We start from the raw sequence: 14750 nt of genomic DNA, 5'->3' as shown, positions 1-14750 counted from the left end.
TACTCCGCCTAATGCGGCGGCGGCACGGCCGGCTTAGGCTCTACCGAAATATGTACAATCACTGAATTTTGCGATGCGACCAGGCCTTCTTTAATTTGCAATTTGACTTCCCTGGCCGTGTCTTTCGTAATCCCCGTAACATTAATCGGTTCGGTATAAACCGAATCCAGTTTGTCCAGGACGTCATTCGGTCCGCTTACTTCGATCTTATCCGGTTCGGTAATAATGCGCTTCAAGGTAACACCGGGCGTTAAATTGCCGAAAACGATGGTCTTTATATCCAGTATCTTCTTGTTTACCCCTTTCATCAGGTTCAGAGACACAGATACCTGGCCGGGATACAGAGTCAATCCTTTTATTTCCTTCCCGTCTCTTCCCAGTATACGAAGCGGTACGCTCACATCGAAGTCGCCGTTCTTGCCCGTCAGATCAACCGGGGCAACGACTCTTTGCGCTTCGTTCACCAGCGATTTCGGCCCTTCCACCGTCACTTGCTGCGGATTCGCCACTGCCTTTCCTACCACCAAACTGTCCGCCGGCGTTCCGCTCAGACTGACTTCCACCGGCAGCTGTTTATTAATCGCCTTTTCAATTGTGACAGATACCGTGTCGGGATTTACTTCCACCAGTTCCAGACTGGCCGGAACGGACGCGTGGACTTTCACCGTATGCTTTCCCTCACCCAAGCCGCGGATATCAAGATAGGCCCGGATGTCCCGGGCCTGTAAGCCGGCAATAATGCTGCGGGGCCCCCGGACTTTAACCTGAATGGCATCGGGCGCATTCGTAACGATATACCCTCCGTCGGCGTTGCGTGTTTCCAGCATAGCGGTAAAACCGGCTTCGATCGGCGGATTTTGTTCGTTCATCACATAAAGCCACAGGACAGTAGCCAGAATGAGCGCCAGTATTTTGGCAGTAATATTCTTCCCTGGAATTCTATCCATTATGAAGGAGACCTCCAGTTAAAATAATCACTAAACGAAGTATGTTTGGTTGTAAACAAAGGACGCAGATTGTCTTTCAGGGTTTCGGCATCAAAATAGCGCATAAGATGCCCGCTCCGGGCAACGGAAATAATGCCCGTCTCTTCGCTGACGATAATAACTACGGCGTCGGTTTGCTCCGTAACGCCAATGGCGGCCCGGTGCCGGGTCCCCAATTCCTTGTTCAGGGTACGATCCTCCGTCAGCGGCAAAAGACAGCCCGCAGCCATGACCCGGTTGCCGCGGATAATCACCGCGCCGTCATGCATGGGAGTATTCGGAATGAACACATTAATCAAAAACTCGCTGGATACCAGTCCATCGACTTTCAAACCGGTTTCAATATAATCGTTTAAGCCCGTTTCCCGCTCGATCACGATGAGTGCGCCAATTTTGTTTTTAGACAGTACGGAGACAGTACGCGATATTTCGTTCAGTAAGGTTTCGGTCTCTTCTTCGTTCAGAAAATTGCTTTTATGAAAAAAGCGTCCCCGGCCCAGCTGTTCGAGAGCTCGCCGCAGCTCCGGCTGAAAGACAACCGGCAGGGCGACCAGCATAACGGTCATCGTTTTTTGCAGCAGCCAGTTAATCACATTAAGCCCCAGCCATTTGCTCACCAGTGTCGCCATCAGCAGAACGATAATCCCTTTTAACAGAGCCACCGCGCGCGTGTCTTTGATCACTACATACAATTTGTACAGGAAATAGGCTACAATTAGAATATCGGCAATATCCAGCAGGCTAATCGTAGCTAAAACGCCCTTGATTTGCAGCAGCATAAACAAAACACCTCAATTATTAGTCCATAAAACTATTCTACCCATTCATAAGAAAAACCTCCCGCGCAGTTTGCGCGGAAGGCACAATTTTTTACAGCCGGGCCATTTCTTCCACCCAGCCGTGTTTATCGGCGACTTTTCCATACTGCAACCCGGTAACATAGTCAAATAATTTTTGGGACGTTTCACCGGTCTGATTGTTGTTAATCGTAATTTTACGGCCCTTCCAGGACAATTCACCTACCGGCGAAATGACTGCGGCCGTGCCGGAACCGAACACTTCCTCCAACTGGCCCTGGTCATGAGCCGCAAATACTTCCTCAACGGAAATTTTCCGTTCCGTTGCCTTCATACCCCAGTGTCTGGCCGTCTCCAGAACTGTCTTACGGGTAATTCCCCCTAAGATGCTGCCGTTTAGGGCCGGGGTAATAATTTCCCCGTTAATTTTGAAAAAGATATTCATAGTGCCGACTTCTTCGATATATTTCCGCTCTACCGCATCCAGCCACAGCACCTGGGCAAAGCCTTCCTTTTTCGCCTCCTGCTGGGCCCGCAGACTGGCCGCATAATTGGCGGGCGTCTTCGCTTCGCCTAACCCGCCCGGTACGGCCCGGATATATTTATCTTCCACTTTAATGCTGACCGGGTTAAAACCGGCGGCGTAGTAGGCGCCAACCGGAGAAAGAATAATAAACAGTTTATAAGCATCGGATAATTTAACACCCACATAGGGATCCGTGGCAATCACAAAGGGCCGGATATACAAACTGGTTCCCAGCTTGCCAGGAACCCATTGTTTCTCAATTTCCAGCAGTTGCTTCAAACCTTGGTGCAATACGGCAACATCCATACGCGGAATACACAGGATCTCCGCCGAACGGTTAAAACGGTTTAAATATTCCTGGGGACGAAATACGACAATCCGGTTATCCTCCGTCTTAAAGGCTTTCATCCCTTCAAAAATGGCTTGCCCATAATGAAGGACCATGGCGGCGGGATAAAGGGAGAACTGGTCATAGGGCACAATTTGCGGCGAATGCCACCCCTTACCGGTTTCATAATCCATGACAAACATATGATCAGTAAAAATCTTACCAAACCCAAGCTGATCAGCCGGCGGCACCATACTCTTCCGGCCCGCCGGGGTCACCGGTATGTTGGTCATTTGTTTCCCTCCTCAACTTTGTCTATTGCCAGATTTTAGATTAGAATTATTATATATTGCTTTTTGTATACGTGTCAAGTACACTTTTCTGCCGGAAAATAATCCCTTTGCCTTTGGTTATGGCCTGTCCGACCTGAAGGGGAGAAGTTCCGCCGAAAGAATTGCGGGCTTCTACACAGGTCTCCACCTTTAATGCCTCCAGGATATCGATCTCAAACAGGGGCGACAGCTGTTGAAATTCGCTCAATGATAAGTCCATGAGCCATTTGTTCTGTTCAATACAGTATAATACCGCCTTGCCCACCACTTCGTGGGCCTGCCGGAACGGCAAGCCTTTTTTCACCAGATAATCGGCCATGTCGGTGGCATTGGAAAAATCATGGCGCACCGCCTCGGACATGCGGTCCGCATTCACTTTCATGGCCCGCAGCAGGGAAGCGTACACAGTCAGACTGAATTTGACCGTATCAATGGTATCAAACAGCCCCTCTTTATCTTCCTGTAAATCTTTATTGTACGCCAGAGGCAGACCCTTGGCCACGGTCAGCATGGCCATCAAATGGCCGAATACCCGGCCGGTTTTGCCCCGCACCAGTTCCGACACGTCGGGATTTTTTTTCTGCGGCATAATGCTGGACCCGGTGCAATGGGCATCGTCCAGTTCGATAAAGGAAAATTCCGCCGAAGACCAAAGAATGATTTCCTCACTGAGACGGCTCAGATGCATCATCAGGATGGAGGCGAAAGACAAAAACTCCAGAATGTAGTCCCGGTCGCTGACAGCATCCAGACTGTTGTCATAGAGCCCGCCAAATTTGAGTTCTTCCGCTACCCAATGCCGGTCGATGGGGAAAGTGGTGCCCGCCAGCGCTCCCGCGCCCAGCGGCATCAGGTCGGTCCGGCTCCATACTCCTTCCAGGCGGCTGAAATCCCGGACCAGCATGAAGAAATAAGCCATGAGATGATGAGAGAACAAAATGGGCTGCGCCCGCTGCAAATGGGTATAGCCGGGCATAATGACCGCAGGATATTTTTCCGCCGCGTCAAGGACGGCCTGCTGCAAATCCGTCAGCAAACCGGCAATCACGGCGATTTCCTGTTTCAGATACATATGCGTATCCAGGGCCACCTGGTCATTGCGGCTCCGGGCGGTATGAAGCTTGCCGCCTACGGGACCGATGCGCTCGGTCAGCCGCTTTTCAATATTCATGTGGATATCTTCCAGGGACACTTCAAAACTGAACCGGCCGGCTTCAATATCATGGAGAATGCCCGTCAGCCCCTCCACAATCCGTCCGGCCTCTTCCCCGCCGATAATGCCGCAGCGGGCCAGCATTTTTGCATGAGCGATGCTGCCGGCAATATCCTGCCGGTACATGCGGCTGTCAAAAGAAATGGAGGAGGTAAACTCCTCCACCATTCCGTCCGTACTTTTGGCGAATCGACCGCCCCAAAGTTTCGTCATTGCCCTTTTCCCTCTTTCTGCGACTGTTGCATAAGCGCCCGGATCTTTAAAGGCAGTCCGAACAGGTTGATAAATCCTTCGGCGTCTTTTTGATTGTATACTTCATCCCGTCCAAAGGTGACAAATTCTTCATGGTATAAGGAATAGGGCGATTTAGAACCGGCGCTCATGATATTTCCCTTATACAGTTTTAAGCGGACCAAACCGGTAACGGTTGCCTGGGTGGCGTTGACAAAAGCATCCAGGGCTTCCCGCAAGGGTGAGAACCACATGCCGTCATACACCAGTTCTGCATAACGTACAGCCACTTGTTCCTTATAGTGCATGGTGGCCCGGTCCAAGGTCAGGTATTCCAGTTCCCGGTGCGCATAATATAGGATGGCTCCGCCGGGGTTTTCATATACGCCGCGGGATTTCATGCCAACTAAACGGTTTTCGGCAATGTCCGCAATGCCAATGCCATTAGCAGCGCCTAAGTCGTTCAGTTTCTCCAGCAAAGCCACTGCGCCCAGTTTCACACCGTCCACCGCTACAGGAATGCCCTTTTCAAACGTAATCTCCACATAAGTGGGTTTGTCCGGCGCCTGCTCGGGTGTCTTAGTGACCATGTAGACATCGTCTTTCGGTTCATTCCAGGGATTTTCCAGATCTGCCCCTTCATGGCTGAGGTGCCAGATATTCCGGTCCATGCTGTAAGGGCGTTTTTTGGTAACCGGAACGGGAATATTATGCTTTTCCGCATAGTCAATGGCATCTTCCCGGGAACGGATATCCCACAGCCGCCAGGGAGCAACGATTTTAAGGTGCGGCGCAAGGGCCTTAACCGTCAGTTCAAACCGCACCTGGTCGTTGCCTTTGCCGGTAGCGCCATGGCAGATGGCGTCGGCGCCTTCCTGTTCGGCAATTTTCACTAACGCCTTGGCTATAACCGGTCTGGCAAAAGATGTCCCCAGCAGGTACTTACCTTCGTAGACGGCGCCGGCCTTCAGGGTCGGCCACACATATTCCTCCAGGAATTCCTGTTTCAAATCCTCGATATATACTTTATCCGCACCGGATTTGACGGCTTTTTCCCGGACCGGCGCCAGTTCGTCGCCCTGGCCTACATCGGCGCAGACCGCAATCACCTGGCAATGGTAATTTTCCTTCAGCCAGGGAATGATGACGGATGTATCCAGTCCGCCCGAATAGGCCAGTACAATTTTCTTAATGTCGCTCATAACCAGTTCCTCCTTATTATACGATAACTCCGGTTTCATCGGGATTTGTTTCGTTTTTTCCCGTTAAACTCCTCTATTTCTTGCCCATTAACAGAGCCATAATTGCTTTTTGCACATGAAGACGGTTTTCTGCTTCGTCAAATACGACCGAATGCGGTCCTTCCATGACTTCGTCCGTAATTTCTTCTCCCCGGTGGGCAGGCAGGCAATGCATGACAATGGATTCCGGATGAGCCACCGCCAACACGCTCTGATTGATCTGAAAATCAACAAAAATACGTTTACGGGCCATCTGCTCCGTTTCCTGGCCCATGCTGGCCCATACATCGGTGTAAAGAACATCCGCATTCTTCGCGGCTTCCAGCGGATCATTCACAATAATAACCTGACTGCCCGTTTTCGCGGCGTCGGCTTTAGCTTCCGCCACAATCCGCGCCGCGGGTTCATAGCCGGGCGGTGTTGCCACAGCAATATCCATCCCCATTTTGGCGCAACCGTGCAGCAGCGAGTGGGCCATGTTGTTGCCGTCCCCGATAAAAGCCAGTTTCTTGCCTTTTAGACTGCCTTTGTATTCTACAGCGGTAAAAAGATCGGCCAATGCTTGACAGGGATGCATAAGGTCGGTCAGACCATTGATGATGGGCACCGATGAATAATGGGCCAGTTCTTCCACTTCTTTATGGGAAAATGTACGGATCATAATCCCATCCACATAGCGGGACAATACCCGGGCCGTATCTTTTACCGGTTCACCCCGGCCGATCTGCAGGTCATTGGCGTTCAGGAACAGCCCCATGCCGCCCAGCTGGTAAATGCCCGTTTCGAACGATACTCTGGTACGGGTGGACGATTTTTGAAAAATCATACCCAGTGTTTTTCCCTGCAGCAGATGGTGCGGTTCACCCGCCTTCTGTTTCGCCTTCAATGTTTTGGCAAGGTCCAGTATTTCATAAACCTCATCGGCCGTTAAATCATGAATGGACAGTAAATCTTTCCCCTTAAGGCTCATAGCCGTTTACCCCCTAAATCAAATCCTACAGACTTGCGTGAATTCTTCCGCGCCTATTGTTTTACCGCCCCGGCCAGCACACTGTCGAGGACCGCCACCATTTCGTCCACATGTTCCCGGGTGATAATCAGGGGCGGCACGAAACGCAGCACATCGCCGGCCGTACAATTAATGATCAGACCCCGTTCCATACAGGTTTGGACAATTTCCCGTCCGGGACGGGACAGCTGCATTCCCAGCATCAGGCCTTTGCCCCGCACTTTCGTAATCAGCGCCGGGTAGGCATCCTTCAGACCATTCAGTTGTTTTACCATATAATTGCCGACAGCGGTTACATTGGCCAGGATCTTTTCTTCCTGCATGGTCTTTAAGACGGCATTGGCCGCGGCGGAAGCCAACGGATTGCCGCCAAACGTCGTGCCATGATCGCCGGGCTTAAAGGCCGCCGCCACCTTGTCCGCCGCCATAAACGCCCCGATGGGCACCCCGCCGCCCAGGCCTTTGGCCAGGGTCGCGATATCCGGGACTACGTTCTCATGCTCGTAGGCAAACATTTTCCCGGTACGGCCCATGCCGCTCTGGATTTCATCGAAAATAAGGAGGGCGCCATATTGATCGCATAATTGGCGCACTTGGCCGAGATAGCCGGGGTCCGGAACATGAATGCCGCCTTCGCCCTGGATGGGCTCCAGCATTACGGCGCAGGTCTTTGCCGACATAACCGCTTGCAGCGCGGCTATGTCATTATAAGCCACATATTTGAATCCTCCCGGCAGCGGTTCATAACCGGCCTGGTATTTAGGCTGGGCCGTAGCGGTAATAGTCGCCAGCGTGCGGCCGTGGAAACAGTGCTCCGCCGTTATAATTTCCACTTTATCCGGATGAATGGCCTTGGCATATTTGCGGGCCAGCTTGATTGCGCCTTCATTGGCTTCCGCGCCGCTGTTGGCAATAAACACCTTACCGAGACCGCTCAGTGTTGCCAGACTCCGGGCCAGGGTCGCTTGGGCCTCGGTATAATACAAATTGGAACAATGAATCATTTTGGCGGCCTGTTCACTGACCGCCCGGACCAGCGCCGGATGGGCGTGGCCTAATATATTAACGGCAATACCTGCCAAAAAGTCGAGATATTTTTTCCCTTCCGTGTCATAAACGTAAGGGCCTTCCCCATGGGATAAAACAATCGGATACCGGGCAAATACCGGCATATAATACGCATGGTCCCAGGCAAATACTTGCTCTTGGTTCACCTTCGTTCCCTCCTACTCTTTCACTACTTCGGTGCCAATCCCTTTGTTGGTGAAGATCTCCAGCAATAAAGAATGGGGCTGCCGTCCGTCAACGATGTGTGTTTTAGCCGCTCCCTTTTTCAGGGCCTGTATGCAGGCTTCCACTTTAGGAATCATGCCGCCGTCAATACTGCCGCTTTGAATCATTTCCTGGGCCTCCCCGAAAGACAAGGTGGAGACAAACGTGCTTTTATCCTGATAATCACGGTAAATGCCTTCCACATCCGTCAGCAGCAGCAGCTTTTCCGCCGCCAGCGCGCCGGCAATTTCACCGGCTACCGAGTCGGCGTTGATATTGTAGGTTTCTCCCTTCAGCCCAACGCCAATGGGAGCAATCACCGGAATATAGCCCTGATCCAGCAAAGTTAGCAAAATTCCTTTATTAATCCGGTCGACGTCGCCAACCATGCCGATATCCGCTTCTTTCGTCTTGCCATTCTCGGTGACCTTGGCCCAGTGCTTTTGGGCTACAATCAGGTCGGCGTCTTTACCGTTCAGGCCTACAGCCCGCCCGCCGTACTGGTTGAGAAGAGTAACAATTTCCGTATTGATCTTGCCGACAAGAACCATTTCTGCGACCGATACCGTTTCCGGGTCCGTAATCCGCAGCCCGCCGGTAAACGTGGTTTCTTTACCCAACTGCCGCAGCATGGCGGTAATTTCCGGGCCGCCCCCATGAATGACCACGGGACGCATCCCGACATATTTCATTAAAATAATGTCCTGAATCACATTCCGTTTCAGCTCTTCACTGACCATGGCGTTGCCGCCGTATTTAACAACAATGGTCTTACCGGCAAACTTCTGCATATATGGCAGGGCCTCAATCAATACGTCCGCTTTTTCGACCGAATTAATCATGTATATCACCTCATGTATGGTATTCTCCATTGATTTTAACATATTCATACGAAAAATCACATGTCCATACGGTCGCTGCCGCGTTGCCCATACCCAACGTAACCGTTACGGCAATATCTTTGGCGGCCATAACATTCCGCAAGGCCTGTTCGTCATACTGAGTCCCCAGGCCGTCCTGCACAATGGGGATGCCGCCAATGGCCAGAGAGGTTTGTTCCGGATCGGCGCCAATTCCCGCATAGCCTACGGCGCATAAAATCCGGCCCCAATTCGGGTCTTCTCCGAAAAAAGCGGTTTTGACCAGCGGCGATTTGGCAATGGCCATGGCTGCCTGTTTGGCGTCGGCAAAAGTCCCGGCGCCGGTCACATTAATTTCAATAAATTTGGTAGCTCCTTCGCCGTCCCGGACTATCTGCTGCGCCAAATAAGTGCATACTTGTTTGAGGGCGGCCAAAAAAACCTGATAACTTTCGCTGCCCGTATCTTCAACGGGTGTATTGCCGGCCATTCCGTTGGCCAGCACACACAGCATGTCGTTGGTACTGGTGTCGCCGTCCACCGAAGTCATATTAAACGATATCTCAACCGCTTCTTGCAGCGCTTGGTTGAGGAGTGGCTGCGCGATGGCGGCGTCGGTCGTGACAAAAGCCAGCATGGTGGCCATATTGGGATGGATCATGCCCGCGCCTTTCGCCATGCCGCCAATTTTCACCGGTACGCCTTCCAGCATAAACTGATAGCTGCACTGTTTAACAAAGGTATCTGTCGTCATAATGGCCTGCATTGCTTTGTCGTGGCCGCTAAGGGATAGTTCCTGTACCGCCTGTTTGATGCCGGCGGCGACTTTTCCCATTGGCAGGGGAACACCGATAATCCCGGTAGAGGCGACAATGACTTCGTCATCGTCCAGCCCCAGTAAGGATGCCGTCATATGCGCCATGGACTGTGCGTCTACCATGCCTTGCTGTCCGGTGCAGGCATTGGCGCAGCCGGAATTTACCACCACGGCGCCAATCGAGCCTTTTTCCACGGCCCGGCGGGATACAATGACCGGCGCCGCCGCCATGGTGTTGGTAGTAAATACGGCTGCCGCCGCCGCGGGAACTTCACTGACAATTAAAGCGACATCTTCCTTGCCGCTTTTTTTAATCCCCGCTTTGACACCGGCAGCTTTAAATCCTTTCGCGGCGGTAATCCCGCCGTCAATTGCCTGTAACATCCTCTATACCTCCATATGGACAGTCAAACTGTCCATCCTTCCTTTTATTCAAACTAAAATTTTAGAATTAAGCCAATAAATTATATCAATGGCGAGGACGTAGCGCGGACCGGCTGCAAAACAGTGGCGAGCGTACGCCCTAGGCCATTAAAGCAAAATTAGGGATATACCGGCACCTGATTCAGTCCGGTTTTTTCGTCCAAGTCAAACATAACATTCATATTTTGCACGGCCTGACCGGCAGCGCCTTTTACCAGATTGTCAATGGCGGCTACCACAATCACCCTGCCGGTGCGGGCATCCACATGCCATCCCAGGTCACAGAAGTTGGAGCCCCGGGTGTTCTTGGTCGCCGGATAACCGCCCCGCCCTAACAGCCGGATAAAATATTCGCGGCCGTACAGGTCGGCAAAGGCCTGGTCAACCTGCTCCGGTGTCACACCCGGTTTTAGTTTGGCATAACAGGTGCTTAAAATACCCCGGGCCATGGGAATCAGATGGGGTGTAAAACTGATAACCACTTCTGTGCCGGCAAGCTCGCTGAGAGCCTGCTCAATTTCCGGCGTGTGGCGATGCCCCCCAATGTTGTAAGCTTTTACACTTTCAAATACTTCCGTGAAGTGAGACCCCAGGCTAAGGCCCCGGCCTGCGCCGGAAACCCCGGACTTGGCATCCACCACCAGTGTGGTCACATCCACCAGTTGTTTCTGCACCAGCGGCGCCAGCGCCAATATGCTGGCTGTAGTATAACAGCCGGGATTGCCCACGATGGACGCCGCCTTGACTTTTTCCCGGTACAACTCGGTCAGGCCATAGACAGCGCCGGACTCTTTGTGCGTATGGGGTACTTTATACCACGTTTCATAGGTTGCTGTATTATAAAACCGATAGTCGGCGCCTAAATCAATGATTTTAACCGTACCGGCCAATTTTTTTCCTACTTCCATGGCGTGCCCATGGGGCAGACCGATAAATACCACATCGCTCTCCCGGCCAATGTCCTCCATCGCCTGCATACTTACCAGACATCGGTCATACACTCCGCTTAGGTGGGGGTATATTGTATTGATGGCCGCACCCGTGTGGCTTTCCGATGTAAGATAACTGATTTCCACCGCCGGATGCATGTTTAAAATTCGCAGAAGTTCCGCGCCGGTATACCCGGTGGCACCAATAATACTAACTTTCATGTGAATGCCTCCTTGCTCATAATTATACAATATGACTGAATAATAATGCAATAGTTTTTTGTATAATCCCACATTTCGCACTCCGAATTTATAGCGACAATATTTCTCCCAATTTATAGCCGCAAAGTAAATACTGACTTATATTTCGTTTAAAATCCACTCACTTTATCTTTCTCAGGAGAATTATTGCCGAGTGACAGATGGCTGCAAAAAGTGGGACACATGATTTATTTTTTTAAAATAAAAAGAGACTGTTCATTATGCATGACAGCCTCGCAAGTAAATTGGACCAATGACGGAAACCGGTTCCCGGCACCGTGGGCATTCCTGGTCCGGTGTAGCATAGCTGCAGCCGGTTTGCCGGTCAATAATAAGCTGACCGCAAGCGGGACAATATGTATTGACGCCGCGGCCGGCCAGATTGCCTAAATATACATAGGACAGATATTGCCTGGCCTCTTCGTACGCCATTTCCAGGGTAGCCGCCGGCGTAGGCGGCAGCTCCATCTGATAGTTGGGAAAATAGCGGGAAAAATGCAGCGGTATATTCTTATCTATAGAAGCAAGCCATTTGGCCAAAGCGGCAATTTCCTGCCGTTTGTCATTTTGACCGGGAATTAAGAGGGTCGTCACTTCCACATGGCAGGACTCAGCCGCCAACTCAACCGTTTCTTTGACTCTTTCCAGCTCGCCGGCACACATTTGGCGGTAAAAAGGAGCATTGAACGCTTTGACATCGATGTTCATGGCGTCAATCAGCGGCAGCAGTTCCTGCAGCGGTCCGGCATTAATATAGCCATTGGTAATCATGACATTTTTCAGTTGTTCCTGCCGGGCCAGGAGGGCCGTATCCCGGATATATTCGTACCAGACACTGGGCTCGGAGTAGGTATAGGCAATGCCGATATTATTCCGTCCCGCCCGCACGGCCATCGCCACGGCCTCACCCGGCGCCAGTTCTTCCGTTGGCGGGCTCTTTTGGGCAATCTGCCAGTTTTGACAAAATTGACAGGCGAAATTACAGCCCCACGTGCCAATTGAAAAGATATGACTGCCGGGATAAAAGTGATAGAGCGGTTTCTTCTCAATCGGGTCCAGCGCCCAAGAGGAACAGGCTCCGTAGTTTTCCGTCATCAGTTTGCCGTCCCGGTTCCGGCGCACCCGGCAAAAGCCGGTCTTGTCCGGTGGAATCAAACAGGTTTTGGGACATAAATCACACCGTACATTATGGTCCTGCCTGGTATAATAAAGCGCTTCATGCAGCATTTCCCTGTTCACCCTTTTCCGAGCCTGCTTAAAAAGATGTGGCTACTAGGCGCGGCGAGCATTCGAACGAAGGCGTACTCAGACGTACGTTGAGTGAGAACGCGCAGCCGCAACAACGTAGACGCGCTTTTTAAGCAGGCTCTTTTAGCTAAGTATAACGGTGCACGGTAAAACGATATAGGTCGATCTCTTCCCCAGGGGCAATTCCCGCCTTCTGCATAGCGATGCCAACCTGCTCTTCCACCGTATCCACCCCGTCCAGCATCGGCAGCAGTAAACCGCTGCGGTGTCCCCGCCGCACGATAACGCCATATTTTTGCGGGTCCAGCTCATCCAGACTGTTGACCGCCTCCGGCGGGGCCAATACGTCAACGGATATATCCAACTCCGCCAGTTCCGCCGGGGTTACGGGAGAAAAACGGGGATCTTCCGTGCCGGCGCTGACGACGTTCGTAATTACTTCCGCGGCAATACTGGCCTGTACCGGCAAAAAGGTGCCGATACAGCCACGCAGTTGTCCTTTTTTCTTTAAGGATACAAATACGCCGGCTTGTGCTTTCAGCGAAGGTGGAATATCTGCCGGCACAGGCATTACGCTGCGATGCTGCAGAAAATAGTTCAGGCTTTGCCTGGCCAATTGAACGTAGATACTGTTATCGGCCATTGGCTCCAGCTCCTCCCTTGCCTGTCTTAACGGAAAATAAACCGACCGCATAACCAACACCGAAGGGTCCTTCATAGGACAAAATTTTCGGCGTAACTTCCAGGCCTCCCAATACTCCCATGAGGAAGAAAATGGGACGCAAGCCGCACTCGCCGGCTTCCTCAATAAGACTGTGGTCCATAGCCAGCAGTTGTTTTACGTCCAGCTTGCCCAGCGCATCCAATACCTGCCGGTCAAATTCCTGGCCCCGCGGACTGTACCCGGCCGGAGCATCGGGTGTTAACCGGTGCGACAGGTCGCCCGACGCGATGACCGCCACCTTCTTGTCCACCATATGAACCGCCGTTTGCACCGCCTTACCCAGAGTATACATTTCTTCATAAGCCAGCATACCGACGGAAAGGTGGACAAGCTGACCCTTAAAACCGGCTTTATGCAGGTAATAAAGCGGTACCATCGCCCCGTGGTCCAGTTGCAGGCTTAACCGGTAATTCTTCGCCACATCCTCGGTCAATTCCACCAGATTGATACCCAGCCGTTCCGCTTTTTTCAGTATATGCCGCACAATGAGGCTGTCCGCTTCAAACCCCAGGGAAACATCGGGTGCGCCAAAAGCGCTGAAGTTTCCTTTAAGACGCGGATGAATGCTAATGCTGACCGCATCTTTAAATACCGGTCCATGGGGACTCATAATAACGACGGTTTGAGGATTATATTCTTTTAATGCATGAGCGGCCTGGTCCATTGCCGTTACCGTGGCGCTGATTGTCGCCAGTTCGTCTTTTCCCACCTCCGGTATCATGATCGGCGGATGAGGCATTAAAGCGCATCCTACCAAATTGTTCATAGCATCACTCCCTCGGCGCTCTTTGTTTACTGCCGTAAGTTAAACTTATCTTCCCGCATTTTGGCTGAAATGATACGCCAGCGCTCTGGCAATCTGTTCTGCCAGTTTCTGCTGATAGACCGGATCAGCCAAGCGGACTGCTTCTTCCTTATTAGTGACATAACCAGTTTCAACCAATACTCCAGGTATCGTAGTTGCATTCAACAGTAAAATCCCTAAATCCTGCTTAGCCTGACGTTTATTTCCGGGGGGAAAATCTTTTAAAGCCCGCTGCATGGTTTCCGCCAATACTTTGCTCGACGCTTTCTGGGGATTGTAAAAAACTTGCGCGCCCTTGAGCTCGGTTTGACGGATTGCATTGACATGAATGCTGACAAAGACTTCGGCTCCCGCGGCATTAATCATTTCTACCCGTTTCATAAGGTCACTGCGCTTGCCGCCTTTCCCCCGGGTATAATAGTCAATATCATCTTCCCGGGTAAAACTGACACCACTGCCATTATCCTCCAAGACCCGGCCTAATTTCCGGGCAATCGCTAAATTGACATCTTTCTCTACCACTCCGTTCTGGCTGGCGCCGCTGTCAATCCCGCCATGACCGGCATCGATAATAATTTTATGCCCCTTTAGGGCTGCCAGATTTACCGTCTCCAGATCATCCCTTACCAGATAACGGATCGCCGCCAAATTTAAAATTACGGTGGCAATGCTGAACACGGCCAGCCGTCTTACCTGCTGCTGCCGTAAAATCATCAACATATTCCCGCCCCCCTCTGTTCTTTGTTTA

The 14750-nt window shown here is 51.6% G+C and carries 14 protein-coding genes; all 14 read right to left on the bottom strand.

Annotated features, from left to right (window positions below; all coding sequences use genetic code 11):
• Window positions 1–8: 8 nt before the first annotated feature.
• The 14 genes from LUCIF_RS00450 to LUCIF_RS00385 all read right to left on the bottom strand — a co-directional run bounded on the left by LUCIF_RS00450 (window position 9) and on the right by LUCIF_RS00385 (window position 14722).
• Window positions 9–947 carry a CdaR family protein gene (locus LUCIF_RS00450; RefSeq protein WP_122625908.1) on the bottom strand — a complete coding sequence of 313 codons (939 nt, stop codon included), beginning with the start codon at window positions 945–947 and terminating at the stop codon, window positions 9–11.
• On the bottom strand, window positions 947–1765 hold the full coding sequence (gene cdaA, locus LUCIF_RS00445; RefSeq protein ID WP_122625907.1) for a diadenylate cyclase CdaA: 819 nt from the start codon (window positions 1763–1765) through the stop codon (window positions 947–949). The genes LUCIF_RS00450 and cdaA overlap by 1 nt, the downstream gene beginning before the upstream one ends.
• Before the next feature lie 91 nt (window positions 1766–1856).
• Window positions 1857–2930 (bottom strand): branched-chain amino acid aminotransferase, encoded by a 1074-nt coding sequence (locus LUCIF_RS00440; protein WP_122625906.1) that lies wholly within the window; start codon window positions 2928–2930, stop codon window positions 1857–1859.
• Window positions 2931–2979: 49 nt separating this feature from the next.
• The gene (gene argH, locus LUCIF_RS00435; RefSeq protein ID WP_122625905.1) at window positions 2980–4395 is read right to left on the bottom strand and encodes an argininosuccinate lyase; all 1416 of its coding nucleotides are present in this window, start codon (window positions 4393–4395) and stop codon (window positions 2980–2982) included.
• Window positions 4392–5615 carry an argininosuccinate synthase gene (locus tag LUCIF_RS00430; protein ID WP_122625904.1) on the bottom strand — a complete coding sequence of 408 codons (1224 nt, stop codon included), beginning with the start codon at window positions 5613–5615 and terminating at the stop codon, window positions 4392–4394. Before LUCIF_RS00430 ends, argH begins: the two co-directional genes overlap by 4 nt.
• 73 nt (window positions 5616–5688) lie before the next feature.
• Window positions 5689–6624: an ornithine carbamoyltransferase gene (gene argF, locus LUCIF_RS00425; protein WP_122625903.1), complete on the bottom strand. Its 936-nt coding sequence runs from the start codon at window positions 6622–6624 to the stop codon at window positions 5689–5691.
• 53 nt (window positions 6625–6677) lie between these two features.
• Complete coding sequence (locus LUCIF_RS00420; protein ID WP_243638621.1) at window positions 6678–7877, bottom strand: acetylornithine transaminase; 1200 nt, start codon at window positions 7875–7877, stop codon at window positions 6678–6680.
• 12 nt (window positions 7878–7889) lie between these two features.
• Window positions 7890–8777, bottom strand: coding sequence for an acetylglutamate kinase (gene argB, locus LUCIF_RS00415; RefSeq protein WP_122625902.1), 888 nt, complete (start codon window positions 8775–8777; stop codon window positions 7890–7892).
• Between the two features lie 10 nt (window positions 8778–8787).
• Window positions 8788–9996, bottom strand: coding sequence for a bifunctional glutamate N-acetyltransferase/amino-acid acetyltransferase ArgJ (gene argJ, locus LUCIF_RS00410; protein ID WP_122625901.1), 1209 nt, complete (start codon window positions 9994–9996; stop codon window positions 8788–8790).
• Window positions 9997–10154: 158 nt separating this feature from the next.
• A complete protein-coding gene (gene argC, locus LUCIF_RS00405; RefSeq protein WP_122625900.1) occupies window positions 10155–11186 on the bottom strand; it encodes an N-acetyl-gamma-glutamyl-phosphate reductase in 1032 nt (343 codons plus the stop codon).
• A gap of 258 nt (window positions 11187–11444) precedes the next feature.
• Window positions 11445–12452, bottom strand: coding sequence for an AmmeMemoRadiSam system radical SAM enzyme (amrS, locus tag LUCIF_RS00400; protein WP_122625899.1), 1008 nt, complete (start codon window positions 12450–12452; stop codon window positions 11445–11447).
• Between the two features lie 148 nt (window positions 12453–12600).
• Window positions 12601–13116, bottom strand: coding sequence for an AmmeMemoRadiSam system protein A (amrA, locus tag LUCIF_RS26370; RefSeq protein ID WP_122625898.1), 516 nt, complete (start codon window positions 13114–13116; stop codon window positions 12601–12603).
• Window positions 13106–13963, bottom strand: coding sequence for an AmmeMemoRadiSam system protein B (gene amrB, locus LUCIF_RS26365; protein ID WP_122625897.1), 858 nt, complete (start codon window positions 13961–13963; stop codon window positions 13106–13108). Before amrB ends, amrA begins: the two co-directional genes overlap by 11 nt.
• 45 nt (window positions 13964–14008) lie before the next feature.
• Window positions 14009–14722: an N-acetylmuramoyl-L-alanine amidase family protein gene (locus LUCIF_RS00385; protein WP_122625896.1), complete on the bottom strand. Its 714-nt coding sequence runs from the start codon at window positions 14720–14722 to the stop codon at window positions 14009–14011.
• Window positions 14723–14750: the final 28 nt, after the last annotated feature.

Origin of the sequence: Allolucifera butyrica (assembly GCF_900476375.1) — a bacterium.
GTDB classification, from domain to species: Bacteria; Bacillota; Negativicutes; order Sporomusales; family UPPP01; genus Lucifera; species Lucifera butyrica.
This window is presented reverse-complemented; position numbering and strand designations above follow the sequence as displayed.

Coding starts and splice junctions, on each gene's coding strand:
- cdaA (WP_122625907.1), bottom strand. CDS start 1,765: ATGCTGCTGCAAATCAAGGGCGTTTTAGCTACGATTAGCCTGCTGGAT.
- LUCIF_RS00385 (WP_122625896.1), bottom strand. CDS start 14,722: ATGTTGATGATTTTACGGCAGCAGCAGGTAAGACGGCTGGCCGTGTTC.
- amrA (WP_122625898.1), bottom strand. CDS start 13,116: ATGGCCGATAACAGTATCTACGTTCAATTGGCCAGGCAAAGCCTGAAC.
- amrB (WP_122625897.1), bottom strand. CDS start 13,963: ATGAACAATTTGGTAGGATGCGCTTTAATGCCTCATCCGCCGATCATG.
- LUCIF_RS00430 (WP_122625904.1), bottom strand. CDS start 5,615: ATGAGCGACATTAAGAAAATTGTACTGGCCTATTCGGGCGGACTGGAT.
- argF (WP_122625903.1), bottom strand. CDS start 6,624: ATGAGCCTTAAGGGGAAAGATTTACTGTCCATTCATGATTTAACGGCC.
- LUCIF_RS00450 (WP_122625908.1), bottom strand. CDS start 947: ATGGATAGAATTCCAGGGAAGAATATTACTGCCAAAATACTGGCGCTC.
- LUCIF_RS00440 (WP_122625906.1), bottom strand. CDS start 2,930: ATGACCAACATACCGGTGACCCCGGCGGGCCGGAAGAGTATGGTGCCG.
- amrS (WP_122625899.1), bottom strand. CDS start 12,452: ATGCTGCATGAAGCGCTTTATTATACCAGGCAGGACCATAATGTACGG.
- argC (WP_122625900.1), bottom strand. CDS start 11,186: ATGAAAGTTAGTATTATTGGTGCCACCGGGTATACCGGCGCGGAACTT.
- argB (WP_122625902.1), bottom strand. CDS start 8,777: ATGATTAATTCGGTCGAAAAAGCGGACGTATTGATTGAGGCCCTGCCA.
- argH (WP_122625905.1), bottom strand. CDS start 4,395: ATGACGAAACTTTGGGGCGGTCGATTCGCCAAAAGTACGGACGGAATG.
- argJ (WP_122625901.1), bottom strand. CDS start 9,996: ATGTTACAGGCAATTGACGGCGGGATTACCGCCGCGAAAGGATTTAAA.